The sequence below is a fragment of the Acidovorax sp. NPDC077693 genome (assembly GCF_044542805.1).
In the GTDB taxonomy this organism is placed as follows: domain Bacteria; phylum Pseudomonadota; class Gammaproteobacteria; order Burkholderiales; family Burkholderiaceae_C; genus Acidovorax.
The window spans coordinates 165057-188817 of record NZ_JBITVD010000001.1 but is presented as its reverse complement, the minus strand read 5'-3'; the positions used below and the strand labels follow the sequence as shown (position 1 = coordinate 188817).

Genomic DNA, 23761 nt, shown 5'->3' with positions numbered 1-23761 from the left:
GGCGCATGAGCACCCTGTACACCGACAGTGACCTGATGAACCTCCTAGACCGCATCGCCGCGCAGGACGACACCGCGCTCAAAAGCCTGTACGAGAGCACCTCGTCCCGGCTTTTTGGCCTGGCGATGCGCGTGGTGCGCAACCGTGATGCGGCCGAGGACGTACTGCAGGAGTCCTTCCTGACCATCTGGCGGTCTGCCGGCAACTACCGCGCGTCGCTCAGCCCGCCGATGGCGTGGATGGGGCTCATCGTGCGCAGCCGGGCGCTCGACGCCCTGCGCAAGCGCAGCAGCGACCGGGCCGACCTGATGAACGAGCTGGACGACGCTCTGGCCGACACGCTGGAGGGCGACAGCACCAACCCCATGGACGCGACCGACGCCAGCGAGCAGGCCTTTGCGCTGCACCAGTGCCTGGGCAAGCTCGACAACAAGCAGCGTGAGGTGGTCAGCCTGGCCTACCTGCGCGACCTGAGCCACGGCGACCTCGCCGATCAGCTCAAACTGCCTTTGGGCACCGTCAAGACCTGGATCCGGCGCGGGCTGGAGCAGTTGCGCGCCTGCATGGCGCGGTATGCCTGAGCCAGGAGGACTCGCCATGAACATCTCCCGACACCCTGAACTGCTCGACCGGCTGGCGGCCAGCTACGCACTGGGCACGCTGCGCGGCGGCGCGCGCCGCCGGTTCGAAACCCTGGCCCGTGACCAGGCCCCCGTGCGGGCCGCTGCGCTGGTGTGGCAAAGCCGGTGGTCCGGCCTGACCGAGCTGCAGGAGCTGGCCCAGCCGTCTTCGCACGTCTGGACGCGCATCCACAACCTGGTCGAGGCGGACAAGGCCGCGCAGGCCATGCAGGCCGCCCATGCAGCCCCGGCGCCAGCGCCCGCCAGCAGCTGGTGGCACAGCCTGCTGGTGTGGCGCGGCGCGGCCGCCGCAGGTGCGCTGGCCACGGTGGCGGCGGTGGCCGTCGGCGTGCAGGTGCACGGCGCGCTCAAGGCCACGTCGGGCCAGCAGATCGCCACCCTGCAGCAGCAACTGCAGGCCACCCCGCAGATCCAGTACGTGGCCGTGCTGGCGGACGACAAGGCGGCTGCATCGATGCTGGTCACTTTCGACCCCAAGAACAACCAGCTGGTGCTGCAGCGCGTGGGCGGCTTCCAGGAAGGCGCCGACAAGTCGCTGCAGCTGTGGGCACTGCCGCCCTCGGGCGGGCCGCGGTCGCTCGGAGTGCTGGGGCAGGAAAAGCTGCTCAAGCTGGTGGCGGGCGAATCCGACGTCCGGCAGGTGCCGGCGCTGGCCATCAGCCTGGAGCCCAAGGGTGGCGTGCCCAGCGCCACAGGGCCCACCGGGCCGGTGCTGTTCAAGGGCGAGCTGATCCAGCGCACGCTGTAGCGTTCGTCGCGTTAATCGCGCCCTTCGCGTTCCACGAGGGTGGGATGCGCGGGCGCCATGGCGCCTGCGGACCAGGCCACTCAGCGTTTCGACCTTCCTCAGTGGCCCGCAAAAATTTCTGTCGTTTTTGAATCCAGCGTGTTCCGCGGTCCGTAAGTTGGGTGCAACATCCACTTACAAGCATTCCAACCGTTGGGAGATCACGATGAAACACAGGCTCCACTGCATCCTGCTGGCCGCGCTGGCCCTGGGCGCCGGCCTCGCGCAGGCGGACACCGGCAAGCTCTTGCTGACAGGCGGTGTCAGCACCATAGGCGGGTCGGCCGGCGGCGGGCTCACGCCCTGGGCCGTGATCGGCACCAACGCCACGGCGGGCGAGGTCGGCTACAGCGGCTACGTCACGCGGGCGGCCACGCAGGACTACAGCCTCAACGGCTACGGCGTGGCCGTCGGCCTGCATGACCGCGTGGAGCTGTCGCTGGCCCGGCAGGATTTCGATGCCTCGCCCGCGCTGGCGCTCAACGGCATCGCGCCCTTCGGCGTCACGCCCGGCCAGCACATCAAGATGGACGTGGTCGGCATCAAGGTGAAGGTGGCGGGCGACGCCATTCTGGATGCCGACAGCCTCATGCCGCAGATCGCGGTGGGCCTGGAGCACAAGCGCACGCACCCGGGCTCCATCGGGTCGGTGCTGGACTTTCTGGGCACCAGGACCAGTGGCACCGATGTGTATGTGAGCGCCACCAAACTGCTGCTCGCGCAAAGCCTGCTCGTCAACGGCACGCTGCGCTACACCAACGCGAACCAGAACGGCCTGCTGGGCTTCGGCTCGGCCGCACCGGGCAAGAACAGCCGCAGCCTGCAGCCCGAGTTCTCCATCGCCTATTTGTTGAGCAAAAACCTGGCCGTGGGCGCCGAGTACCGCTTCAAGCCCAACAACCTGCAGGCGCTGGGCGCCGCCGCCGGCCTGGGCGCCGCGCTGCGCGAGGACGACTGGAAGGACATCTTCATCGCCTGGGCGCCGACCAAGAACGTGTCGCTCACGCTTGCCTACGTGGACCTGGGGCGCATCGTGCCGGGCATCACCAACAACCGCCGCCAGACAGGCTATTACCTGTCGGCCCAAGTTGCGTTCTGACGTACTGAGTGACGCACCGGAGTCCCCCATGATGAACAAACACCCCCTCCTCGCCTTGGGCCTGGCCGCGATGGCCTGCATGGGCGCCCCTGCCGCGCTGGCGCAGGCCGCACCTGCGCCCAACGCCACCATGGCCGCAACGGCAGCACCCGCAGGCCTGTACCAGGCGCTGGGCGAAAAGCCCGGCATCACCCGCCTGATGGACGACTTCGTGAACCGGGTCGTGAAGGACCCGCGCATCGGCGGGCACTTCAAGGATGTGAAGCCCCAGGCGCTCAAGGACAGCCTGACCGACCAGATCTGCCAGCTCAGCGGCGGGCCTTGCAAATATGAAGGCTCCGACATGAAATCGGCCCATGCCGACATGGACATCAACAAGGGCCACTTCAACGCCCTGGTGGAGGTGCTGCAAAGCGCCATGGATGCCCAGGGCATACCCTTCGTCCAGCAAAACCGCCTGCTGGCCCTGCTCGCGCCCATGCACCGCGACGTGATCACCATCCGCTGAATCGCCATGAAAAACACTATTGTTTTGATAGCTGCTTGCGCTGTGTGGACGAGCGTCAGCGCCGGAAATGTCCAGATCCAGGTGCTGGACCGCGACGGCAAGCCCGTGTCCGACGCCGTGGTGGTGGTCTACCCCGGGGCCGCTACAGGCGCGCAGCCCAGCCTGCTGCAGGCCAGCCCCACCATCGAGCAGGAAAAGATGCGCTTCGTGCCCGCCGTGACGGTGGTGCCCGCGGGTGCCACGGTGCGCTTTACCAACCAGGACCGGTGGGACCACCACGTGCGGGGCAACCCCACGGGCGCGGCAGCGGCGGGTGCTGCTGCTGCATCCGCCAGCAGCAACTTCGAACTGCGCCTGGCCGGCAAGGCCGACGGCAAGCCCGCCAACTTTGCCGACGTGAAGCTGGACGCGCCCGGCGTAGTGCTGCTGGGCTGCCACCTGCACGGCTCCATGCGCGGCCATGTCTTCGTGACCGATTCGGCCTGGACGCTCAAGACCGACAACGACGGCATCGCACGCTTCCCGGCCGTGCCGGACGGCGGCGCCCAGGTGCGCGTGTGGCATGCCGAACAACTGGTGGACCTGCCGCGCAAGGCGCTGAACGTGGTGCCCGGCCCGGTGCTGGACACCGTGCAACTGAGCGTGGTGCCCCGCGTGCGCCGCGCACCGGCCGCCACGCCAGCCACGCCGTCCAACACGCCGGGTGGCCCGGCGGGGTCGTACAGCCTGGCGCCTGCGCATGGTGGGCATGCGCATTCCGGGAGCTGACCGGTCGTCGTAGGGCAGGGCGTTCAAGCGCGCCTTCGCCCTCGCTCTCGCCCTTGTGCCCGGCCTGCACTTCATTGCACCACCCACACCGTTCACGCTGAGCCTGTCGAAGCGCATCGCAGGGCTTCGACAGCTCAGCCCGAACGGCTTGTGGTCAGAGCGAATGGTTGCCCGAAAGGTTGATTACCCGAGCGGGTGTTTATCGGAAAGGGTCGTTGCCCGAGAGGCCGGTCGTGTGAACGCATCGTTTTCGGAGCGCCGGGCGGGGCGGGGCGGGCAGTTCAGTCTGCGCCACTGACTCCTTGCGCGCTTCATCCCGGCAGCCTGAGCCCCATCGGTGTCGACGGCACGGTGATGGCGCTGCTCGTGTCACCGCCCAGTGCCGGGGCACTCACGCGGCCCTGTTTCACGCTGCCGGCCGGTGCGTTGAGGTACAGGTACAGCGCCTGCGCATCCGTGTCGCTCAGCTGCCCCAGTGATTCGAACGGCATCACCTGGATGGGCGTGCCGTCAGGCCGCTTGCCGGTGCGCAGCATCGCCACGAAGCTGGCGGCATTGGGGTAGCGCGCCATGGCGCTGTCGGCGCGCTGGGCGTTGGGGCGGATGTCCGCGGCCGCAGGCCAGTCGGGCGGGCCGCCCGGGATCTTGCCGCCTTCCAGCGTGGCACCGTGGCAGCCGATGCACATGTTGGCCACGTACTGGCCGTTGGCCAGCGTCACGCCGGCCGGCACGGGGCGTGACGGCGCCAGTTGGTGGTCGATGCGCGCAGCCGCGTCGGGGATCACGCCCAGGCCGTACAGCACCCAGGCGGGGCGGGGCAGGTCTACCACGGCCTCAGCCGTGCCTTCCTGGGGCGGCAACTGGCGCACGTACGAAACCAGCGCGTTCAGGTCGTCGTTGGTGAAGCGGTTGTAGTCTTCGCTGGGCATCACCATCACGGGCCGGCCGTTGGGCTTGACGCCGTGGCGGATCACGCTGTTCCAGTCCTCGGGCTGGTAGCGGCCCACCACGCCTGCCGCCGTGATGTTGGGTCCGACGATGCGCGTGCCCTTGCCGTCGTTCACGAACTCGCGGCCCGCTCCTTGCGCGCCATGGCAGTCGGTGCAGCCGCGCGATGCATACAGGTAGCGGCCGCGTTCGATGGTCTGCGCATCGGTGGTGTAGGCCACGGGGCGGGGCTTGATGTCGATGTAGCGGTTGCGCCGCTGCTCTGCCAGGTACAGGCCGGTGGCTGCGGTGGCGGCAACAATCACGCCCAGCAGCAGTGCGCTGCCTGCGGTCCATTGGATCCAGCGTTTCATGGTGGGGCCCCTCTCCTTTGACTTCGACTTCGAATGAATTCCGTGTTCAGGCGGCGGATTCTGAAGTCGAAGAAGCGGTTTGGGGCACGCTGCTTTCGCAGGGTGTGGCAGGGCTGGTGACATTTGTCACAAACAGCCCGGCCGCGTGGAGCGGCGCCCCAGCCGGTCCAGCGTACATCGCTCAACGCTCGATGGTCTTGTTCCAGCGCGTGTTCCAGGCGGGGCGGTTCGCGTTCACGCTGTCCCAGTCCAGCGTCACGGCGTTCTTCATCCACTGGCTGATCTGTGCCACCTGCGCCGCGCCCTCGCCCACAGCCGGTGCCTTGGGGTTGGTGGGGATCTGCGCGCCGAACTGCAGCACGTTGGCCTGCGCCAGCGGGCTCAGCAGAAACTCGGCCAGCTTTTGCGCCAGCTCGGGCTCGCTGTTCTTGGCGATCACGCACTGGCCGGTCATGAGCACCACCGAGCCTTCCTTGGGCTGCGCGTACTCCACCGGGATGCCCTTGGCCTTGAGCGCAGCGACCGCCGTGGGCGTGAGCGGGAACATCGCGGCTTCACCTGTTTGCACCATCTCGGAGATCTTGGCGGAGCTCGGGATGTACTCGAGCACGTTGGGGCCGATGGTCTTGGCCCAGTTGTTGAAGCCCGGCTCCACGTTCTTGTCGTTGCCGCCCTGGATGCGGTTGAACATCAAAAAGCCGTGCAGCCCGAACGACGACGACGGCATGGACTGGAACACCACCTTGCCCTTGTACTTGGGGTCCGCAAAGTCCATCCACGAGGTCGGCGCAGCCCAGCCCTTTTCGGTGAACATCTTGGTGTTGTAGGCGATGCCGGTCATGCCCAGGCTCACGCCGCTGGCCAGGTCGTCCTTGAAGCGGGCGGCCGGGTAGATGTCGTTCAGGTGCGGGTTGGGGCGCTGCTTCTCGCACAGGCCCATGCCCATGGCGCGCACCATGATGCCGTCATCGAGGAACATCACGTGCATCTGTGGCCGGTCCTTGTTGGCCTGCGCCTTGGCCAGGATGTCCGACGACGTGCCGGGCACTACGACCACCTTCACCCCATGGAGCTTCTCGAACGCCGGGAACACGTACTGCGTGTACGCCTTCTCCATGGTGCCGCCGTTCATGCCGATGTACAGCGTTTTGGTCTGCGCGGCGGCTGGACCGGCGGCCGCCAGGGCGGTGGCAGCCGTCGCAGCCAGCAGGCCACGGCGCAGGGAGACGTTCGTGCGGAAAGCGAAGTTCATGGTGATTGCCTTTCAGTGGGTCAGGGGGTGAAGGATCGGCGGCTCAATGGGCCGGCACTGTGGTTGTGGGGGTGGCGTTATCGACAGGCGTCGGTGGTTCGTCGAATCGCGCCAGAGAAAACGCGTCGATCCGTGTGCTCGTCTGGCCGTCGCGCGCCAGTTCGGCCAGCACTTCGCCCACGGCAGGGCCGATCTGAAAACCCGCGCCCGCAAAGCCGAAGCCGTGGATCAGGCCGGGCGTGGTGCGGCTCTTGCACAGCACGGGCTGGCGGTCGGGCAGGTAGCCTTCGGTGCCGCTCCAGGTGCGGATGAAGTGCGCGTGCTTCAGCGCAGGCAGCAGTTCGACCGCCTGCACGGTGAGCGACGCGATGGCACTGCGCTCCGAGCGCGCGCGGTCGCCGTCGAGCCAGAAGCCCGACCCACCGCCCAGCACCAGGTTGCCGCGCGCCACCTGGCGGCAGTAGATGCCGCCGCCTTCCACGCCCAGGCTCCATTGCATGAAGTAGGGCAGGGGCTCGGTGACCATCATCGCGGGGTGGCCGGAGCGCAGCGGCACTGCTTCGCCGAATTGCTCTGCCATGGCACCGGCCCAGGCGCCCGCGCAGTTGAGCACCACCGGCGCCTGCACCTGCAAAGCCTGGCCCGAATGCAGCGTGAACAACTGCTGGCCGTCATGTTCGATGTGCGTGAGCGGCGATCGCTCGAAGATCTGCGCACCCGCGCGCTGTGCGGCCAGCGCGAACGCGGGCGACACCAGGCGCGGGTTGGCCTGCCCGTCGTCCACGCACAGCGACCCGCCTACCGCCTTGCCGCCCAGCCACGGGCACTGTGCCCGCAGGCGCTCGCCGCTGATCAGCTCGATGCCCAGATCGAAGTCCCGGCTCAGGTCGGCGTAGTGCTCCAGCGCGGCCATGTCCGCGTCGCTGCGCGCGATCTTGAAGTGCCCGGTGCGGGCGTACTCGCCATCGGTTCCGATGAGCGCGGGCAAGCGTGCCCAGATCTCGTGGGCGCGCTGCGCCAGCGGCAACTGGCTCAACGGCCGCCCCTGGCGGCGCACGCCGCCGTAGTTCACGCCGCTCGAGCGCGAGCCGCACAGGTCGCGCTCCAGCAGCACCACGTCCACGCCCTGGCGGCGCAGGGCCAGCGCGGCCGATGCACCCACGATGCCGCCGCCCACGATGGCGACGTCGGTCTTGATGGTTCGAGGCGTGGTGCTGCTCATGCGCTGGCTCCCACGTCGGTGGCCTGCCGTGCCTGCAGGTGGATCGGTACCGGTTTGATCGGCGCCTGTCCGCGCAGCCGGCCCACCCGCTCCACGGGCTGGCCGGTGGCCTGCGCCAGGATCTCGGCCGCTGCCACGCCACAGCTGCGGCCCTGGCAGCGGCCCATGCCCACGCGGGTGAGCGCCTTCAGGCGGTTCATTTCATCGGCACCGGTCTCGCGCACGCAGGCGCGCAGATCGCCGGCCGTGATGTTCTCGCAGCGGCACACCACCAGCGCGTCGGGCGCGTGTGCGGCCCAGTCGGTGGGGAAGGGAAACGCACGCTCCAGCCCGTGGCGAAACCGCACCAGGCGATGGAGCTGCCCCTGCAGCGCCTGCATGCGCGCCGCATCCACGGCCGTCCCGTGGTCCTGCAGCAGTGCCAGCGCGGCCAGCTCGCCGGCCCACTCGGCCGCGTCGGCACCCAGGATGCCCGCGCCGTCGCCCGCCAGGTACACGCCCTGCACGCTGCTGCGGCCTGCGGCATCGCGCTCGGGCAGGTGGGCGCGGTGCATCGGTGCCCAGGCAAAGCGGCAGCCCAGCAGGTCGGCCAGTTGTGTTTCGGAGCGCAGCGCGTAGCCAAAGCCCACGGCATCGCAGTCCAGCGTGTGTTCGCGCCCGGCGCCATCGGCCCACACCACGCCCGCCACGCGGCTGTCGCCCAGCACGCGCACCGGGCGGATGCCGCTGTGGATGGGCACGCCGTGCGCGCGCAGCCAGCCCACGTAGTACACGCCTTTGGCAAACACCGCAGGCTGCGTGAGCATGGCGGGCACGGCGGCCAGCTGGTCGGCCAAGCGCGCGGTGTCGAGCACCGCAGCCACCATGGCGCCAGCCTTGGCGTACTGGTAGGCCACCAGGTACAGCAGCGGGCCCGTGCCCATCAGCACCACCCGGCTGCCGATGGCACAGCCCTGGAACTTGAGCGCCACCTGCGCGCCGCCCAGCGTGTAGACACCCGGCAGCGTCCAGCCCGGCAAGGGCAGCACGCGGTCGGTGGCGCCGCTGGCCACGATGAGCTGGCCGTAGGGCACGGTGCGCGTGGTCTGCGTGGGGCCGTGCAACACGTCCAGCAGGCCGCCCTGCGCGTTCCACACCAGGCTGTCGGGCTGGTAGTCGATCTGTGCGTGCAGGCCGTCCAGCGTGCTGTGCAGTTCGGTGGCACGCGCGGCCTCGGTGCCGTACAGCGTGGCGGGGGTGCGCTGGAAGTGCGCAGGCGGGCGGCGGTAGATCTGCCCGCCGCCGCGCGCGGCTTCGTCGATCAGCACCGGCCGCACGCCGTGGGCCGCCAGCGTCTGCGCGGCGCGGATGCCGGCCGGGCCTGCGCCCACGATCACGGGTTGCAAGGCAGGCGCCGTCGTCATGGCTGGCCCCCGCTGGCAAAGGTGGCTGCGTCGGCGGCTTCGGTGCGCAGCGCCATCCCGGGGGTGATGAAGGTGCTGCAGGCGCGCAGGCGCTCGCCGCTGTCGGTCGTCACCCAGCAGTCCTGGCAGGCGCCCATCAGGCAAAAGCCTGCGCGCGGCTCGTGGCTGAACTCATTGCGGCGCAACTGTGCGCGCTGGGTGAGGATGGCCGTCAGCACGGTGTCGCCTTCCAGCGCCGTGGTGGGGCGCCCGTCCAGCATGAAAGGCACGGCGCGGCGCGAGGTTTCTGCCACGCGGTGCAGCAAGGCGGTATTCACAGTCATGGCAGTCGTGTCCATCTACTTCCGTCCGACGAGGACGCGGTCGAGGCCATACACGCGGTCCAGCAGCACCATGGCAAAGGCGGTCACCGCCACCATCAGCGCCGACACGGCCGCCATCAGCGGGTCGATGGACTCGGTGGCATACATGTACATGCGCACCGGCAGCGTCACCGTGCTGGGCGAGGTGACGAAGATCGACATGGTCACTTCGTCAAAGCTGTTGATGAAGGCCAGCATCCACCCGCCCGTCACGCCCGGCAGAATCATCGGCAGCGTGATGCGCGTGAACACCGTGGCCTGGCTGGCGCCCAGCGACAGGGCTGCGTGCTCCGCGCTGCGGTCGAACCCCACCAGTGCCGCCACCACCAGGCGCAGTGTGTACGGCGTCACGATGAGCGCGTGCGCCACCACCAGCCAGCCAAAGCTGCCCGTGCCGCCGATCAGCGCGAACAGGCGCAGCAGGGCCACGCCCAGCACCAGGTGCGGGATGATCAGCGGTGACAAAAACAGCCCATTGAGAAAGCCGCGCCCAGGGAAGTCGTAGCGTGTGATGGCAATGCCCGCGGGCACTGCCAGCGCTGTCGCCAGCGTGGCAGACGCCAGCGCCAGCCACAGGCTGTTCCAGAACGACTGCATGAAGTCCGGGTGGTCGAACACCGCCTTGAACCAGCGCAGCGACAACTCGGTCGTGGGCAGCGTCAGCGTGTTGTGCGGCGTGAACGCGACGATGCACACCACCAGCAGCGGGGCCAGCATGAAGGTGATGACCAGCGCGTTGAACGCGAGGGCGATGGGGCCGTTTTTGTGCATCATGGTTACCCCAGCGACTTTTTATAGCGGCCTTCAACCAGGCGGTTGTAGCTCAGCATCACCACCAGGTTGGCCACCAGCAAGGTCAGTGCAATGGCGGCGCCCAGCGGCCAGTTCAGCTCGTGCAGGTACTCGTCGTACACCACCGTGGCCACCATCTTCAGCCGCCGCCCGCCCAGCAGGCCGGGAATGGCGAACGAGCTGGCCGCCAGGCCAAACACGATCAGGCTCCCCGACAGAATGCCCGGCAGCACCTGAGGCAGCACGATGCGCCGCAGCGTGGTGAAGGGCGAGGCCTGCAGCGACAGCGCGGCGTTCTCCACACCCGGGTCCAGCTTCTGCAGCGATGTCCACACGGGGATCACCATGAACGGCAGCATCACGTGCACCAGCGCCACCACCACGGCGATCTCGGTGTAGAGCATCTTCACCGGGCCGATGCCCACCAGGCCGAAGGCAGCGTTCACCAGCCCCTCGGGGCCGAGCAGCATGCTCCAGCCAAAGGCCCGCACCACCACCGACACCAGCAAGGGCGCCAGCACCACCAGCAGCAAGATGGAGCGCCACGGGTTGCGCATGCGGCTGAGCACATAGGCCTCTGGCGCGCCGATGGCCACGCAGATCAGCGTGACCAGCCCGGCGATCCAGAAGGTGCGCCAGAAGATCGCGTGGTAGTACGAATCGGCAAACACATGGCGGTAGTGCTCCAGCGTGAACTCGCCCGCCTTCACGCCCGTGGCCGGGTCGAACGCGTTGAACGACAGCACCGCCGTGAGCGCCAGTGGCACCAGCAGCAGCACGGTGAACAGCAGCAGCGCCGGGCCGGACAGCCACCAGGGCATGGCCTTCTTGCCCAGCAGCGGGTGGGGCGCTGCGGACAGGGTGGATGGGGTGGCTGTCATGGCGTGGCCTCGGCCTCGGCGCCTGCCATGGCGGCTTCATCTGCGGGCAGCAGGCGCATGCAGTGGTCAGGCCAGTCCAGGCCCGTGCGGTCGCCTTCGTCGAGCGCACTGCGACCGTCGTTGGGCGCCAGCACCATCAGGTCGCCCATGGGTGTGCCCACGCGGTACAGCCACTGGCTGCCCAGAAAGAAGCGCTCTTGCACCTCGCCGTCGATGCGGCCCTGCACTGGGGGCACCAGCTGCAGCTTTTCGGGCCGCACGCTCAGCAGAACGGCCGCGCCGGGGCGAAACTGCGCGCCGTCCACTCGCACCTCGATGGGCCCGGCGCCCACATGGGTGTGGGTGCCGGTCGCCGACGTCACCTTGCCGGGCACCAGGTTGGCCTTGCCCACGAAGGTGGAGATGAAGCGAGTGCGCGGGTGCTCGTACACGCGGTGCGGGTGGTCGATCTGCGTGGCGCGGCCGGCCTCCATCACCACCACGCGGTCGCTGATGGACATGGCCTCGCTCTGGTCGTGCGTGACCATCACCGTGGTGGTGCCGACCTTGCGCTGGATCTGGCGCAGCTCGAACTGCATCTCCTCGCGCAGCTTGGCGTCCAGGTTGGACAGCGGCTCGTCCAGCAGCAGCACGGGCGGCTCGATGACCAGTGCGCGCGCCAGGGCCACGCGCTGGCGCTGGCCGCCCGACAGTTCGCGCGGGTAGCGCGTGGCGTGCGGCTCCAGGTGCACGAGGCCCAGGGCCTGGGCGACGCGGTCCTTGCGCTCGGCCTTGGGCACCTTGCGCATCTCCAGGCCAAAGCTCACGTTGTCGGCCACCGTCATGTGCGGAAAAAGCGCATAGCTCTGGAACACGATGCCCAGCCCGCGCGTGTTGGCCTTGGCGTGGGTGATGTCGCGCCCGTCCAGCTCGATGCGGCCGCTGCTCACCGCCTCGAAGCCCGCCACCATCTGCAAGGTGGTGGTCTTGCCGCAGCCCGATGGGCCGAGCAGGGAGACGAATTCGCCTTTTTCCACCGTGAGGTTCATGGACTGCACCGCGCAGGTGCTGCCGTAGAACTTGGTCACGTCGGTAAGTTGGAGGAAGGACATGGGGGCCTTTCTTCGGGTTCCGGTTTCTTGCCAGGCGCGTGCTCTGACGGCGCGGCGCATGGATGTCTTTGTGCCGGGCGGCCTTTGCCAAACAAGGTGCCTTGGCACCGCTGCACCGCGGCGGTGCATGGGATCGTTCAGGATGGGGGTGCCCGGCGTTTTCAGTTCACTCTATTGCAACAACCGAACCATATCGCACCGGGTATTCCACTAATCAGAATTTTTCTTCAAATTATTCCGTTCATTGAAATGTGCTGCGTAAAATGCAGGCCATCTATTCCGCAGGAACGACGCATGGAAGCAGCAACCGCAGGAACGGGCGGTGTCCCCCGGGTCTTTGCCCTCATCCGCGCCCTGGTGGCCGTGCAGGCCGAGGGCGGCCGGGTCACCCAATTGGCGCGTGCCATCGGCCTCACGCAGGGCACCACGCACCGTTTGCTGCAGTCGCTGGTGGCCGAAGGCATGGTCGAGCAGGACGAGCGCAGCAAGCTCTACCGGCTGAGCATGGACTTCTTCGCCCTGGCTGCGCGCGCCGGCAACCCGGGCGACCTGCGCAGCCTGTGCCGCCCGGCATTGCTGCGGCTGTGCGGCAGCCTGGGCGACAGCATCTTTTTGCTGGCGCGCAGCGGCTTCGACGCCATCTGCCTGGACCGCAGCGAGGGGCCTTTCCCGATCCGCTCGTTCACCGGCGACATCGGTGGCCGCGTGGCCCTGGGGGTGGGGCAGGGCGCGCTGGCCATCCTCGCGTTCCTGCCCGAGGCCGAGCGCGAAGAGGTCATCCGATTCAACCTGTCCCGCGTGCGCGAGTACGGCGTGTACGACGAGGTGTATTTGCGTACCGAGATCGAGCGCGTGCGCCAGCAGGGCTACGCAGGCCGCAACACCGGCCTGCTCGAAGGCATGGCCGGTGTGGCCGTGCCCATCTGCGACCGCGAAGGCCGCGCCGTGGCGGCGCTGAGCGTGGGCACCATCGCCGACCGCCTGAACGCCGACCGCATGCCCACCGTGGTGGAACTGCTCAAGCGCGAGGCGGCCGCGATCGGGCCGAAGATCAACCCGTTCGATGCGACGCTGAGAAGGCCTGCGCAGAGCCTGGCGGGCTCGCCGCCCGAGCAGCGGTTTATGCCTGGCGCAGACCCGGCCTTGCTGCCGGGGCGTCCCGACTGACGAGCAACCGCGCGCATCCTGGCCTGCCGCTGTGCGATGCGTGCCCTGGCCTGCCACACACCACAACGCAGATGCACACACACCCTACATCCCCATCGCTGCCACCGCTGCCCGAGCCATCGCCGGTGTGCGACGCGCTGGCCACCGCGCTGATGGACGACCCGTTCTACCAGGCCGTCACCGTCGACAGCGCACACGACCCCGCACTGCGCCACCGCGTGCTGGCGCAATACTTTGCGCTGGCCATGGACGAGGCCAATGCGGTGGGCGAGGTGATGGTGTCGGGTGATGACGGCGCAGCGCTTTGGGCCACCAGCCGGGCCACCGCCAGCGAGAAGGCGGTGCACAGTGCGCGGCGCACCGAGGGCCTGGCCCGCTGCCTCGGCCCCATGGGTTTTGACAACTACCAGCGCATCGGTGCCGCGATGGAGGCGCAGGTGCCTGAGCCGCTGCACGCTGCGTGGTACCTGTCGATCCTGGGGGTGCGCCCCGCAGCGCGGGGCCGCGGCGTGGCGCAGCGCTTGGTTGCGCAGACCTTGGCCCGCGCAGATGTGGCAGGCGCCACCTGTTATCTGGAGACCTTCAACCCGCTCAGCCTGGCGTTCTATCGACGCCTGGGCTTCGTGCGCGAGGTGCCCTGTGTGGAGCCTGTCTCAGGCCGTGCCTACTGGCTCATGGTGCGCGAGGCCAGGCCGCCGCGCGCCTGATGGCACGGTGGTGGGCGCCGTGAGACGCCGCAGCGTGGTGCCACGTCTTCCCACCCTCTGCGCACCTGCCCCCTGCAATAGCCCGTACCCGCCTGTACCCGCCTGAATCGACCCGGGCAATGGGGTGATCCGCCCGTTCATTCCGTGATTGATGCCGCGGTTTGTCCATAGTATGGTGGGCCTACAAGAGAACAAGTCATCCAGCAGGAGTAGCCTCGTGCGAGGTCCTGCCGGTCTGGCAGGGGAGCGCGCGGACGAAGTCCGGCATGTGAGAGGGAAGCAAAAAGATGAAGCGTGATGTGCGCCTGGCGGCGCTGTTGTTGATCGCCGTGTACCTGTCGGTCGCCTCCACCACGGCGTGGCAGATCTGGTCCGCGCGGGATCACTCGCTGGCAGAAACCGACACCCAGAACCTGAACCTGGCCCAGACGCTCAACACCTACACCGAAGGCGTCATCACCCAGAGCGCCATGCTGTTGCTGGACTTCAGCGAGCGGCTGGAGGCCGAGGGCGCCGGACCGGACCACCTGCAGCGTCTGCAGCGGCTGATCGACCGGCAGGAGCCCCTGCTCAACCAGCTCAACAGCCTGGTCATCTATGACGACTCCGGCCGCTGGCTGATGACGTCCACCGGCAAGGTGCCCGCGCAGGTCAGCGGCCTGGACAGGGCATTCTTTGCGCACCACCGTGGCAACCCGTCGCCCGAGCCGTTCATCGGCCCGCCCATCCAGAGCCGCTCCACCGGGGACTGGGTCATCACCGTGAGCCGCCGGTTCGACGGCCCAAACGGGCGCTTTGCGGGCGTGGTGGTGATCAGCCTGGGCATCAAGAGTTTTCTGGAGCAGTTCGGCAAGGTCGATGTCGGCACGGAGGGCGCCATCGGCCTCACCACCACCGGCGGCCAGATGCTGGTGCGCTACCCCTACCGTGAGCAGGACATGGGCCGTGACTTCTCCAAGTCTGCCAACTTCCAGCGCTTCTATTCGGGTGCAACCGCCGGCACTGCGTCGTTCAAATCCGGCATCGACGGCATACACCGGCTGTACGCTTATCGCAAGAGCGACCGCTATCCCCTGACCACCACGGTGGCCGTGGGCAAGGACGAAGCCCTGGAGGGCTGGTGGCGCCAGGCGCTGCTGACGGCGGGCGTGGTGGGTGCGTTGCTGGTGGGCATCACGGTCATCGGGTGGCACCTGCTGATCGACATCCGCCGCCGCACCCGCGCCGAGGCATCGCTGGTCGCCGCCCGGGAAGACCTGCTGCAGGTGAACCAGAAGCTCGAAGCCCTGGCCGCGCAAGACCAGTTGACGGGCCTGGCCAACCGCCGGTGTTTCGACGACACCCTGCACACCGAATGCCGGCGAGCGAGCCGCGAAGGCAAGCCGCTGTCGCTGCTGCTCATCGACGTCGACCACTTCAAGGGATTCAACGACACCTACGGCCATGTGGAGGGTGATGCCTGCCTGCAGGCCGTGGCCCGGTGCCTTGTGCAGCATGCCCAGCGCCCGGGGGACCTGGTGGCGCGTTATGGGGGCGAGGAGCTGGCGATCATCCTGCCCAACACCGACCTGGACGGGGCGCTGGTGGTGGCCGAGGTGGTGCGCAGGCAGGTCGAGGCGCTGGCGGTGCCACATACCGGCAGCGCGTTCGGCTGCGTCACGGTGAGTGTCGGGGCCGCGACGATGGCGGGGCCCTATGCGGAGGGCTGCGAGCGGCAGCTCATCGAAACGGCAGACGGCGGCCTGTACCGTGCCAAGACGGCGGGGCGCAACCGCGCTGCGGTTTGACCTGCCCGTAGCGGCCACGGGCGGTGCAGGTGTCCTTGGGCGACACCCGCAGGTCACAACGATGGTGCAGTTCAAAAGCGAAAGGCGAAAGGCAATCGGCTGGTTCGGTAAAACCGAATACCCAGTTCGGTTCAAGATGGTGTGTCTTGCCGCTTGCAATCCCCATACTCGGCACTTGCCGTTTTGAAAGGACGCATTCGATGTTTTACGCAATCAGCTGGTTTCTGTCGTTCATGCTGCTGGCCCTGTGGTCCGTGGTCTGCTGGGGCGTGCATGCGGTGACGCTGTGGGCTGTGTCCAGCGCAGGGGCGTTGTCGGCGGGAACGTCGGCGATAAACGCCGTGTTGCTGCCTGAGTGGGTCCGGGCGTGGATGCCGCCGCAGCTGGCACGGGAGCTGGAGTCCGTGATCGCCTCGGCAGGCCCGGTGGTCCAGGGCGCCCTGGAAGCCGTTCCAGCGCTGTCCGGCACGGTGTCGGTTCTGGCGTGGGCCCTGTGGGGCCTGGGGGCCGCCGTACTGCTGGCGCTGGCCATCGGTGCCCACGTGTTGATCGCGCTGTGGAAGCGCCGCAGCGCCGGGCCGCGCGCTACCGCTGTGCCCGTCCGCTGACGGATGCTTGAAGATGGCCGCTGCGCCTGGCCTGCCTTGCAGGACGGCGCAGCGGCCTTTTTGTGTCTGGTACTACTGCAGCGCGGCGTGCAGATCGCACTCGGTGTTGCGCACGCCCAGCGGCAGCACGCACAGGGCCACGCCGTCGAGCGTGAGCACCAGGCCCAACTGGCCGCCCACCTGCACCACCCCGCAGGACGTGGTTGGCATGCGGGTGGTGGCTGGACGGGTGATGGCCGAAGACGCGCTGATGGGGGGCTGGCGCAGCATGGCCCACAGGGTTTGCGGGTCGCGCCATTGCAGGGACTGCAGGTAGACGCGCAGGACCGCAGGGTCGTGGCCATCGCCCTCGCTGTCGCCCTGCGCCGGGGTGTGCTCGCCACGGCCTGCTGCCTGCCGCAGCTTGTGCAGTGCCCGGCGGATGTGCTGCCGGCTGGCGGCTTCGGTGCGGCCGGTCGCCGATGCGATCTCCGCATGGCTGGCCTCGAACACCTCGTACAGCAGCACGGCAGCGCCCTCGGCGGGGCTCAGGCACGCCGCCAGCTGGCGCAAGGCGTGGGCCACTTCTTCGGCCAGCGCCGCATCGCTCTCGGCCGACGGCGCCGCGGCGGGCGCCTGTGGCGTGGCTGCCTCGGCCAGCCACTGCTGCATCCAATCGCGTCTGCGCAGCCGGTCGATGGCCAGGTGGCGAACCACGGTCAGCAGCCAGGCCTGGGCGGTATTGAGCGCGCGCGTGTCGGCCTCCAGCGCGCGGATGTAGGCGTCCTGCACCGCATCCTCCGCCTCTGCCGGGCCCAGCAGCCGCGTGGCGGCCCGCACCAGGCGGCTGCGGTCGGTGTCGATCAGGGCCATCCGGTATTCGTCGTGCATCGGCAAATCTTGCCACAGGCCTGCTGGTCGCGCGGATGTCACGAAACCGGCGCGCCGTTCGTCAAGGCAGTTCCACTACAAGGATTCACCGTGAACAGCCCAGACACCCCCGCACCGTCCAGCGCCACCGAGCCCCGCACCTCCTACCTGGAGGAGAAAGCCTTCAAGGCCCGCACCCTGCTGATCTTCGGCACCGTGACCGATGTGATCGCGGCCGATGTGACGCGCCGCCTGATCGCGCTGGACGCCGAGAGCGCCGACCCCATCGACGTGCTGGTCAGCTCGCCAGGCGGGCACCTGGAGTCGGGCGATGCCATCCACGACATCGTGCGCTTCATCGGTGCCCCGGTGAACATGATCGGCACCGGCTGGGTGGGCAGTGCCGCCACGCACCTGTACCTGTCCGTGCCCCGCGAGCGGCGCTACTGCCTGCCCAACACGCGCTTTCTGATCCACCAGCCCAGTGGCGGTGCGGGCGGGCCGGCCAGCGACATCGCCATCCAGGCCCGCGAGATCGTCAAGGCCCGGGAGCGCATCGCACGCACCATCGCGCGCGAAACCGGCAAGCCGCTGGCCGTGGTGCTGGAGGACATCGAGCGCGACCGCTGGTTGTCGGCCGAGGAGGCGGTCGAGTACGGACTGGTTTCGAGGGTCATCGAGCGCAAGATTGAACTCAGGGCCACTTAAAGTTGCGCGTGTTGGTCAAAAAAGGTGGCGCGCTACACGGGCTCTAAGGTCGTCAGCACCACTATTGCATCGCGGTGTTGGGGGGCTATTGTTGAGACCCTTCGCTTTCAATGCTGAGTTAGCAGCGGAGCATCATTCATATTCCTTTTGGTCAATTCCGCTTTCAGTATTGGTAAGCGTCCAGCGGCAACGCACAACACCGTGCCTCGCGCCCGCGACGGTTGGCTCAACATTACCGCGATGATTGGCGATTCGATAAATAACAAAATTTCATTTTCTGTTCGATAAAGGCATATCCGATTTAAAGGCTATGCGAGCACGAGCTCCCATGATAATTTAATGCACAGTGCGTGGATTTGGCGGGCAGATCCACGCCCCCAGGCTCAGCACGAGCCAATGGCGGTATTAAAATTCGTGAGGAATTCAAGTTGGTAGTTCAGAAAAAGACTGTTGAGCAGGTCGCGCAGAAAGCAAGTATCTGTCTAAAAAATAGAGAGAATGTACCGACTGCTCCGCTTTGGCATCTGGGGAAGGCTCAAGTCTTCGGTGTGACAGAGAGTTTTGATTTGGTGCAAAGTACAACTGACTATCTTGCCTGTAAAGCCAAAATAAACTCCAGTTTTACAGAGGATGAAAAAGAATTCTTAGTCAATATTTATGAGGCTTTTTGGTGGGGTGGTAAGTATCTGGGTTTTTCTGAGGCGGCGCTGCTCGCCAATCATTATGTTCATGGCGGCGGGCATGAGGTTATACTGAATCCATTTGTCTATCGGTATTCTGTTATTGTTCAAGATGCAATTGTTGCTTTGAAGAAATATATTTCAAATAGACAAAATACCAATAAATTTTTTGCGATTGCTAAAACGTCTGACGTGGAATTTCAACGTTCCAAATTTGCGGATCCTCTCCGCTCGCAAAATCGGCATAAACCCACTCAAGGAAACATTGTCACAAATGATGGTACTTTGAAGGCTGAAGAAATCAATGTTCGCTTGAAATATACTGACAACCGTTTTTACTTGATGGCGGCGACTTCGTATCAAAGGAATTTATTCTTCACTCGTTGGAGTGTCAGCAGTCTATATGATTTTGTTGATTATGCCGATGAGCAGGATGATAAAAATATCACCGAAATACCTCTGAATGGTCTGAAATTGCGATTGCCAGATGGGTTGTCTAACCATATGGAAAAGATAGGGATTGCAAAGAAATTTTGGTACCGTGTTGAGTGGCATGAGCATTGGAGGGTGGGGTAATGCGTTTAATGTTGAAATTATTATTTTTTTTACCTTTGTTGGTGATCTTGTTGGTAAGTTTCGTTGCTTGGAAATCAAGGTCTGGGCATGAATGCTTCGTGTTTGCGGATTCTTATGTCGAAATTGCTCAGTTAAATATCGATGGCCGCAAGCACTATCTATATTCGATGGTCTCAGGATTTCAGGACAAGTCGAGGGGCGTGGCAATTTCAAATGACGTTATTCCTGAAATAATGTGCGATTACTCAAGCACTGGTCGTCGAATCAATTTGACAGATATCGAGGAAGGCCAGGCCATAAAAAAACTGGTCATCAGGCGAGTGGCCCCCTCTGACTTTCGGCTCGACGTCATTTATGGAGGACCGGCGCGAGCCAGTCAATTTCCTGGGATGTCTGGTGTCATCATTGAGATAGATGGCAAGCCAATCCATCGAATATCACAGCAGCCGGGGTAAACACCCGTCTATTGCGCCCGCCCCGCGCATTCCCCCACCACCCAGTCCCTGAATGCCTTCACCAGCGGTGTCTGCGCCCGCGCCTCCGGGTAGACCAGGTAGTACGCATCGGTGCTGGTCAGCACCTGGTCCGACAGTTCCACCAGGCTGCCGGCTGCCAGCTCCTGCGCGATCAGAAACCGCGGCAGCAGCGCCGCGCCCAGGTGGGAGACGGCGGCCTGGGCGATCATGGAGAAATGCTCGGACTGCGGCCCGCGCAGCGCCAGCGCGGCCGGGGCGCCCACCAGGTCGAACCATTCGGCCCACTGCGTGGGGCGGGTGCTTTGCTGCAGCAGCACCACGCGGGTCAGGTCGTGCGGGGTGCGGATGGCATGGCGGTCGCGGTAGGCGGGGCTGCACACGGGCACGGTTTCTTCGTGCATCAGGTATTCGCACACGGCGCCGGCCCAGTGCGGGGCACCGAAATGGATGGCCGCGTCGAACGGCGTGCCCGCAAAGTCGAAAGGCTCGGTGCGGGCCGAGAAGTTGACCATGGCCTCGGGGTGCAGCGCCATGAAGCCCGCCAGCCGCGGGATGAGCCAGCGGGTGGCCAGGGTGGGCAGCACCGCCAGATTGAGCAGGCCGTCGGTGCTGGCAAAGGCCATGGCTTTTTGCGTGCTGGCCGACAGCTGCTGCAGCACGGCCTGCACGTCGGCGGCGTAGACGCGGCCGGCGTCGGTCAGCACCACGCGCTGGCGCACGCGGTGAAAGAGGGCGGTGCCCAACTGCTCCTCCAGTTGGCGGATCTGGCGCGACACGGCGCTTTGGGTGAGGTGCAGTTCCTCGGCAGCGCGCGACACGCTCTGGTGGCGGGCCGCGGCTTCGAAGGCCAGCAGATCGGCGGTGGAGGGCAGGAAGGAGCGGCGCAGCATGGTCATGCGTAGGGGGAATGATGAGCGCCGGCAGGGCGTGGGCTGGCCGCGCTGCTGGCGCTGGCTGGTGGTGCGGCGGTGGCGCTGGTATTTTCAGGGACTTCATTCTCGAATGTGATCAAGTAGTTCCGTTTTTTTGCTATCCAGCACTGCGGTATTGGCGGATATTGGCGGGCATCGGCGCACCTGCGGCATCTTGCGGGCTGCGCCTGTTCATCTTTTTTGTCCTTGTCGTTCCGATCTTTGCGAGCCGCCATGTCCGCCACACCTGCTGCCACCTCCCTTGTGTCCGAAGTCGATCAACTGCTGCAACGCCTGGGCGTTTCGCGTGCGGCCTACAGCGGCGGCAGTCTGCCGGTGCGCTCGCCCATCACGGGCGAGGCGATCGGTGCGGTGCCAGAGGCCTCTCCGGCCCACGCCACGGCCGCCATCGGCCGCGCGCACGCCGCGTTCCAGCTGTGGCGCGATGTGCCTGCGCCCCGCCGCGGCGAGCTGGTGCGGCTGCTGGGCGAAGAGCTGCGCGCCGCCAAGGCGGACCTGGGCCTGCTCGTGACCATCGAGGCGGGCAAGATCCCGTCCGAAGGGCTGGGCGAGGTGCAGGAGATGATCGACATCTGCGACTTTGCGGTGGGCCTGTCGCGCCAGCTGTACGGCCTCACGATTGCCACCGAGCGGCCCGGCCACCGCATGATGGAAACCTGGCACCCGCTGGGCGTGTGCGGCGTGATCTCGGCCTTCAACTTCCCCGTGGCCGTGTGGTCCTGGAATGCCGCGCTGGCGCTGGTGTGTGGCGATTCGGTGGTGTGGAAGCCGTCGGAGAAGACCCCCCTCACGGCCCTGGCCACGCACGCCATCGCGCAGCGCGCGGTGGCCCGCTTCAACGCAGCCGGTGGCGGCGCACCCGAAGGCCTGCTGGAGCTGCTCATCGGCCAGCGCGACATCGGCGAAGAGCTGGTGGACGATGCCCGCGTGCCGCTGCTGTCGGCCACGGGCTCCACCGCCATGGGCCGCGCGGTCGGGCCGCGCCTGGCGGCGCGCTTTGCACGCGGCATTCTGGAGCTGGGCGGCAACAACGCCGCCATCGTGGCCTCCTCGGCCGACCTGGACCTGGCGCTGCGCGGCATTGCGTTCGCTGCCATGGGCACGGCGGGCCAGCGCTGCACCACGCTGCGCCGCCTGTTCGTGCACGAGAGCATCTACGACCAGCTGGTGCCCCAGCTGGCCAAGGTGTACGCCAACGTGCAGGTGGGCGACCCCCGCGCGGCCGGCACCCTGGTGGGCCCGCTGATCGACCGCCAGGCGTTCGACGGCATGCAAAAAGCCCTGGAGCAAAGCCGCGCACTGGGCGCCACGGTGCACGGCGGTGGCCGCGTGGAAGGCATTGGCGGTGCCGACGCGCACTACGTGCGCCCCGCGCTGGTGGAGCTGAAGGCGCACGAAGGCCCGGCCCTGCACGAGACCTTTGCGCCCATCCTGTACGTGGTGCGCTACAGCACGCTCGATGAAGCCATCGCCATGAACAATGCGGTGGGCGCCGGCCTGTCGTCGTCGATCTTCACGCTCAATGTGCGCGAGGCCGAGCAGTTCATGTCGGCCGCCGGCTCGGACTGCGGCATCGCCAATGTGAACATCGGGCCCAGCGGTGCCGAGATCGGTGGCGCGTTCGGCGGCGAGAAGGAAACCGGTGGCGGGCGCGAGGCCGGGTCGGACAGCTGGAAGGCCTACATGCGCCGCGCGACCAACACCATCAACTACTCCACGGCGCTGCCGCTGGCGCAAGGTGTGACGTTCGATGTGTGACCTTGAGTCCCCCCTGAGTCGCCTGCGGCGCCTTCCCCGAAGGGGGACGCCGCCAGCGCGGCGGGCCGGCCTTGCGCGGTGGCCGCTGGCCCACGCCGCGCCAGTCGTGAAGCCCCGTAGGCAAACTCACTGTTGTAGCGTGTGAACGGTACCCATGGCCTCTGATTCCTCTCACTTCGTCATCATCGGCGGCGGCGTCATCGGCAGTGCCATCGCGTACTTCCTCACGCTGCAGCAGCCGGGCTGCGCGGTGGTGGTCGTCGAGCGGGACCCGACCTATGCGCGCGCATCGTCCGCGCTGTCGGCAAGCTCCATCCGCCAGCAATTTTCTACCGACATCAATGTTCAGATCTCGGCCCACGGCATCGGCTTTCTGCGCCATGTGAACACGCTGCTCGCCTGCAACGGCGATGCGCCGGATGTGGGCCTGCACGAGGGCGGCTATCTGTACCTGGCCACCGCGGCCGGCGAGGCCACGCTGCGCGAGAACCATGCGCTGCAAAAGCGGCACGGCGCTGATGTGGCGCTGCTCAGCCCGCAGCAGCTGTCCGGGCGCTTTCCGTGGCTGGCACTGCAGGACGTGGTGCTGGGGTCGCTCGGGCTGTCGGGCGAGGGCTGGTTCGACGGCTACCTGCTGCTGACCGCGCTGCGCAGGAAGGCGCAGAGCCAGGGCGTGCGCTACCTGGCCGATGAAGCCGTGGGACTGCAGATGGCCCGCAGCGACGGCGTGCAGCACGTCACCAGCGTGCAACTGAAAAGCGGCGATGCCCTCCCGTGCAGCTATGCGGTGAATGCCGGCGGCCCCTGGGCGGCGGCCATTGCAGGCTGGGCAGGCATCGACCTGCCCGTGGTGGGCAAGCGCCGCACGGTGTTCCACCTGGCCAGCCCCGCGGCGCTGCCGGGCTGCCCGCTGCTCATCGACACCAGCGGCATCTGGCTGCGCCCGGAGGGCAAGGGCTTCATCTGCGGCTTTGCGCCGCAGGCTGGCGACGATGCCGACTTTGCGCCGCTGGAGCCTGAGCATCACGCTTTTGAAGACCACGTGTGGCCGACCTTGGCCGAGCGCATTCCGGGCTTCGAGGCACTGCGCATGCAGGGCGCCTGGGCGGGCTACTACGAGATGAACACCTTCGATCACAACGCCATCGTGGGCCTGCATCCGGCGTGCGACAACTTCGTGCTGGCCAACGGGTTCTCGGGCCACGGCCTGCAGCAATGCCCTGCCGTGGGGCGCGGCCTGGCCGAGCTGATGCTGACGGGGCGCTACCAGAGTCTGGACCTGTCGCCGCTGTCCATCGAGCGCATTGCGCGCAACGAGCCGCTGCTGGAAAAGAACGTGATCTGAATGCACGCCGCAACCCGCAACCCTTGGTCCTGGATATGCCCCGCGCCGGCGCCCGGCTTCG

The 23761-nt window shown here is 66.8% G+C and carries 24 protein-coding genes; 14 read left to right on the top strand and 10 right to left on the bottom strand.

Features of this window, described 5'->3' with window-relative positions; genetic code table 11:
• The first annotated feature begins 5 nt into the window (after positions 1–5).
• From ACIGHN_RS00925 to ACIGHN_RS00905, 5 genes are all read left to right on the top strand, one after another.
• Positions 6–581 (top strand): RNA polymerase sigma factor, encoded by a 576-nt coding sequence (locus tag ACIGHN_RS00925; RefSeq protein WP_396502893.1) that lies wholly within the window; start codon positions 6–8, stop codon positions 579–581.
• 16 nt (positions 582–597) lie between these two features.
• Positions 598–1389: an anti-sigma factor domain-containing protein gene (locus tag ACIGHN_RS00920; protein WP_056162022.1), complete on the top strand. Its 792-nt coding sequence runs from the start codon at positions 598–600 to the stop codon at positions 1387–1389.
• A 205-nt stretch (positions 1390–1594) separates the two neighbouring features.
• On the top strand, positions 1595–2527 hold the full coding sequence (locus ACIGHN_RS00915; RefSeq protein WP_056420755.1) for a DUF3034 family protein: 933 nt from the start codon (positions 1595–1597) through the stop codon (positions 2525–2527).
• A gap of 31 nt (positions 2528–2558) precedes the next feature.
• Positions 2559–3035, top strand: a complete 477-nt coding sequence (locus ACIGHN_RS00910) for a group 1 truncated hemoglobin (RefSeq protein WP_396503077.1) — start codon at positions 2559–2561, stop codon at positions 3033–3035.
• A gap of 6 nt (positions 3036–3041) precedes the next feature.
• Positions 3042–3803, top strand: coding sequence for a plastocyanin (locus ACIGHN_RS00905; protein ID WP_396502892.1), 762 nt, complete (start codon positions 3042–3044; stop codon positions 3801–3803).
• A 311-nt stretch (positions 3804–4114) separates the two neighbouring features.
• Here the strand turns inward: ACIGHN_RS00905 and ACIGHN_RS00900 are convergent, their stop codons facing one another.
• The 8 genes from ACIGHN_RS00900 to ACIGHN_RS00865 form a co-directional block, all read right to left on the bottom strand.
• Positions 4115–5104, bottom strand: coding sequence for a c-type cytochrome (locus tag ACIGHN_RS00900; protein WP_396502891.1), 990 nt, complete (start codon positions 5102–5104; stop codon positions 4115–4117).
• A 181-nt stretch (positions 5105–5285) separates the two neighbouring features.
• Positions 5286–6356, bottom strand: coding sequence for an ABC transporter substrate-binding protein (locus ACIGHN_RS00895; protein ID WP_396502890.1), 1071 nt, complete (start codon positions 6354–6356; stop codon positions 5286–5288).
• 43 nt (positions 6357–6399) lie between these two features.
• Positions 6400–7578 carry an NAD(P)/FAD-dependent oxidoreductase gene (locus ACIGHN_RS00890; protein WP_396502889.1) on the bottom strand — a complete coding sequence of 393 codons (1179 nt, stop codon included), beginning with the start codon at positions 7576–7578 and terminating at the stop codon, positions 6400–6402.
• On the bottom strand, positions 7575–8981 hold the full coding sequence (locus ACIGHN_RS00885; RefSeq protein WP_396502888.1) for an FAD-dependent oxidoreductase: 1407 nt from the start codon (positions 8979–8981) through the stop codon (positions 7575–7577). The genes ACIGHN_RS00890 and ACIGHN_RS00885 overlap by 4 nt, the downstream gene beginning before the upstream one ends.
• The gene (locus tag ACIGHN_RS00880; protein ID WP_396502887.1) at positions 8978–9304 is read right to left on the bottom strand and encodes a (2Fe-2S)-binding protein; all 327 of its coding nucleotides are present in this window, start codon (positions 9302–9304) and stop codon (positions 8978–8980) included. The genes ACIGHN_RS00885 and ACIGHN_RS00880 overlap by 4 nt, the downstream gene beginning before the upstream one ends.
• Before the next feature lie 15 nt (positions 9305–9319).
• Complete coding sequence (locus ACIGHN_RS00875; protein WP_396503076.1) at positions 9320–10114, bottom strand: ABC transporter permease; 795 nt, start codon at positions 10112–10114, stop codon at positions 9320–9322.
• Positions 10115–10119: 5 nt separating this feature from the next.
• Positions 10120–11016, bottom strand: coding sequence for an ABC transporter permease (locus tag ACIGHN_RS00870; protein WP_396502886.1), 897 nt, complete (start codon positions 11014–11016; stop codon positions 10120–10122).
• On the bottom strand, positions 11013–12107 hold the full coding sequence (locus tag ACIGHN_RS00865) for an ABC transporter ATP-binding protein (RefSeq protein ID WP_396502885.1): 1095 nt from the start codon (positions 12105–12107) through the stop codon (positions 11013–11015). Before ACIGHN_RS00865 ends, ACIGHN_RS00870 begins: the two co-directional genes overlap by 4 nt.
• Before the next feature lie 294 nt (positions 12108–12401).
• Here ACIGHN_RS00865 and ACIGHN_RS00860 point away from each other — a divergent pair, with 294 nt between their 5' ends.
• The 4 genes from ACIGHN_RS00860 (at position 12402) to ACIGHN_RS00845 (ending at position 16376) form a co-directional block, all read left to right on the top strand.
• On the top strand, positions 12402–13274 hold the full coding sequence (locus ACIGHN_RS00860; protein WP_056162046.1) for an IclR family transcriptional regulator: 873 nt from the start codon (positions 12402–12404) through the stop codon (positions 13272–13274).
• Between the two features lie 71 nt (positions 13275–13345).
• Complete coding sequence (locus ACIGHN_RS00855; protein WP_396502884.1) at positions 13346–13981, top strand: GNAT family N-acetyltransferase; 636 nt, start codon at positions 13346–13348, stop codon at positions 13979–13981.
• A 287-nt stretch (positions 13982–14268) separates the two neighbouring features.
• A complete protein-coding gene (locus ACIGHN_RS00850; RefSeq protein ID WP_056162048.1) occupies positions 14269–15768 on the top strand; it encodes a GGDEF domain-containing protein in 1500 nt (499 codons plus the stop codon).
• 200 nt (positions 15769–15968) lie between these two features.
• Entirely contained in the window at positions 15969–16376 is a 408-nt protein-coding gene (locus ACIGHN_RS00845; RefSeq protein ID WP_396502883.1) for a hypothetical protein, read from the top strand.
• 72 nt (positions 16377–16448) lie between these two features.
• Here ACIGHN_RS00845 and ACIGHN_RS00840 read toward each other — a convergent pair whose 3' ends face one another.
• Entirely contained in the window at positions 16449–17246 is a 798-nt protein-coding gene (locus ACIGHN_RS00840; RefSeq protein WP_396502882.1) for an RNA polymerase sigma factor, read from the bottom strand.
• Positions 17247–17336: 90 nt separating this feature from the next.
• Between ACIGHN_RS00840 and ACIGHN_RS00835 the strand changes: the two genes are divergently transcribed.
• The 3 genes from ACIGHN_RS00835 (at position 17337) to ACIGHN_RS00825 (ending at position 19644) form a co-directional block, all read left to right on the top strand.
• Positions 17337–17933: an ATP-dependent Clp protease proteolytic subunit gene (locus tag ACIGHN_RS00835; protein WP_056162054.1), complete on the top strand. Its 597-nt coding sequence runs from the start codon at positions 17337–17339 to the stop codon at positions 17931–17933.
• A 350-nt stretch (positions 17934–18283) separates the two neighbouring features.
• Entirely contained in the window at positions 18284–19189 is a 906-nt protein-coding gene (locus ACIGHN_RS00830) for a hypothetical protein (RefSeq protein WP_396502881.1), read from the top strand.
• On the top strand, positions 19189–19644 hold the full coding sequence (locus ACIGHN_RS00825; protein WP_396502880.1) for a hypothetical protein: 456 nt from the start codon (positions 19189–19191) through the stop codon (positions 19642–19644). Before ACIGHN_RS00830 ends, ACIGHN_RS00825 begins: the two co-directional genes overlap by 1 nt.
• A gap of 8 nt (positions 19645–19652) precedes the next feature.
• On the opposite strand, the gene ACIGHN_RS00820 is transcribed toward ACIGHN_RS00825, so the two are convergent.
• A complete protein-coding gene (locus ACIGHN_RS00820; RefSeq protein ID WP_396502879.1) occupies positions 19653–20555 on the bottom strand; it encodes a LysR family transcriptional regulator in 903 nt (300 codons plus the stop codon).
• Positions 20556–20810: 255 nt separating this feature from the next.
• Between ACIGHN_RS00820 and ACIGHN_RS00815 the strand changes: the two genes are divergently transcribed.
• Together ACIGHN_RS00815 and ACIGHN_RS00810 are read left to right on the top strand one after the other, a co-directional pair.
• Positions 20811–22355 carry an aldehyde dehydrogenase family protein gene (locus ACIGHN_RS00815; protein ID WP_396502878.1) on the top strand — a complete coding sequence of 515 codons (1545 nt, stop codon included), beginning with the start codon at positions 20811–20813 and terminating at the stop codon, positions 22353–22355.
• 154 nt (positions 22356–22509) lie between these two features.
• Complete coding sequence (locus ACIGHN_RS00810) at positions 22510–23700, top strand: NAD(P)/FAD-dependent oxidoreductase (protein ID WP_396502877.1); 1191 nt, start codon at positions 22510–22512, stop codon at positions 23698–23700.
• Positions 23701–23761 lie beyond the last annotated feature (61 nt).

Bases quoted from the DNA above. Each gene is read 5' to 3' on its own strand.
- ACIGHN_RS00925 (WP_396502893.1), top strand. From the start codon at position 6: ATGAGCACCCTGTACACCGACAGTGACCTGATGAACCTCCTAGACCGC.
- ACIGHN_RS00920 (WP_056162022.1), top strand. From the start codon at position 598: ATGAACATCTCCCGACACCCTGAACTGCTCGACCGGCTGGCGGCCAGC.
- ACIGHN_RS00915 (WP_056420755.1), top strand. From the start codon at position 1,595: ATGAAACACAGGCTCCACTGCATCCTGCTGGCCGCGCTGGCCCTGGGC.
- ACIGHN_RS00910 (WP_396503077.1), top strand. From the start codon at position 2,559: ATGAACAAACACCCCCTCCTCGCCTTGGGCCTGGCCGCGATGGCCTGC.
- ACIGHN_RS00905 (WP_396502892.1), top strand. From the start codon at position 3,042: ATGAAAAACACTATTGTTTTGATAGCTGCTTGCGCTGTGTGGACGAGC.
- ACIGHN_RS00900 (WP_396502891.1), bottom strand. From the start codon at position 5,104: ATGAAACGCTGGATCCAATGGACCGCAGGCAGCGCACTGCTGCTGGGC.
- ACIGHN_RS00895 (WP_396502890.1), bottom strand. From the start codon at position 6,356: ATGAACTTCGCTTTCCGCACGAACGTCTCCCTGCGCCGTGGCCTGCTG.
- ACIGHN_RS00890 (WP_396502889.1), bottom strand. From the start codon at position 7,578: ATGAGCAGCACCACGCCTCGAACCATCAAGACCGACGTCGCCATCGTG.
- ACIGHN_RS00885 (WP_396502888.1), bottom strand. From the start codon at position 8,981: ATGACGACGGCGCCTGCCTTGCAACCCGTGATCGTGGGCGCAGGCCCG.
- ACIGHN_RS00880 (WP_396502887.1), bottom strand. From the start codon at position 9,304: ATGACTGTGAATACCGCCTTGCTGCACCGCGTGGCAGAAACCTCGCGC.
- ACIGHN_RS00875 (WP_396503076.1), bottom strand. From the start codon at position 10,114: ATGCACAAAAACGGCCCCATCGCCCTCGCGTTCAACGCGCTGGTCATC.
- ACIGHN_RS00870 (WP_396502886.1), bottom strand. From the start codon at position 11,016: ATGACAGCCACCCCATCCACCCTGTCCGCAGCGCCCCACCCGCTGCTG.
- ACIGHN_RS00865 (WP_396502885.1), bottom strand. From the start codon at position 12,107: ATGTCCTTCCTCCAACTTACCGACGTGACCAAGTTCTACGGCAGCACC.
- ACIGHN_RS00860 (WP_056162046.1), top strand. From the start codon at position 12,402: ATGGAAGCAGCAACCGCAGGAACGGGCGGTGTCCCCCGGGTCTTTGCC.
- ACIGHN_RS00855 (WP_396502884.1), top strand. From the start codon at position 13,346: ATGCACACACACCCTACATCCCCATCGCTGCCACCGCTGCCCGAGCCA.
- ACIGHN_RS00850 (WP_056162048.1), top strand. From the start codon at position 14,269: ATGAAGCGTGATGTGCGCCTGGCGGCGCTGTTGTTGATCGCCGTGTAC.
- ACIGHN_RS00845 (WP_396502883.1), top strand. From the start codon at position 15,969: ATGTTTTACGCAATCAGCTGGTTTCTGTCGTTCATGCTGCTGGCCCTG.
- ACIGHN_RS00840 (WP_396502882.1), bottom strand. From the start codon at position 17,246: ATGCACGACGAATACCGGATGGCCCTGATCGACACCGACCGCAGCCGC.
- ACIGHN_RS00825 (WP_396502880.1), top strand. From the start codon at position 19,189: ATGCGTTTAATGTTGAAATTATTATTTTTTTTACCTTTGTTGGTGATC.
- ACIGHN_RS00820 (WP_396502879.1), bottom strand. From the start codon at position 20,555: ATGCTGCGCCGCTCCTTCCTGCCCTCCACCGCCGATCTGCTGGCCTTC.
- ACIGHN_RS00815 (WP_396502878.1), top strand. From the start codon at position 20,811: ATGTCCGCCACACCTGCTGCCACCTCCCTTGTGTCCGAAGTCGATCAA.
- ACIGHN_RS00810 (WP_396502877.1), top strand. From the start codon at position 22,510: ATGGCCTCTGATTCCTCTCACTTCGTCATCATCGGCGGCGGCGTCATC.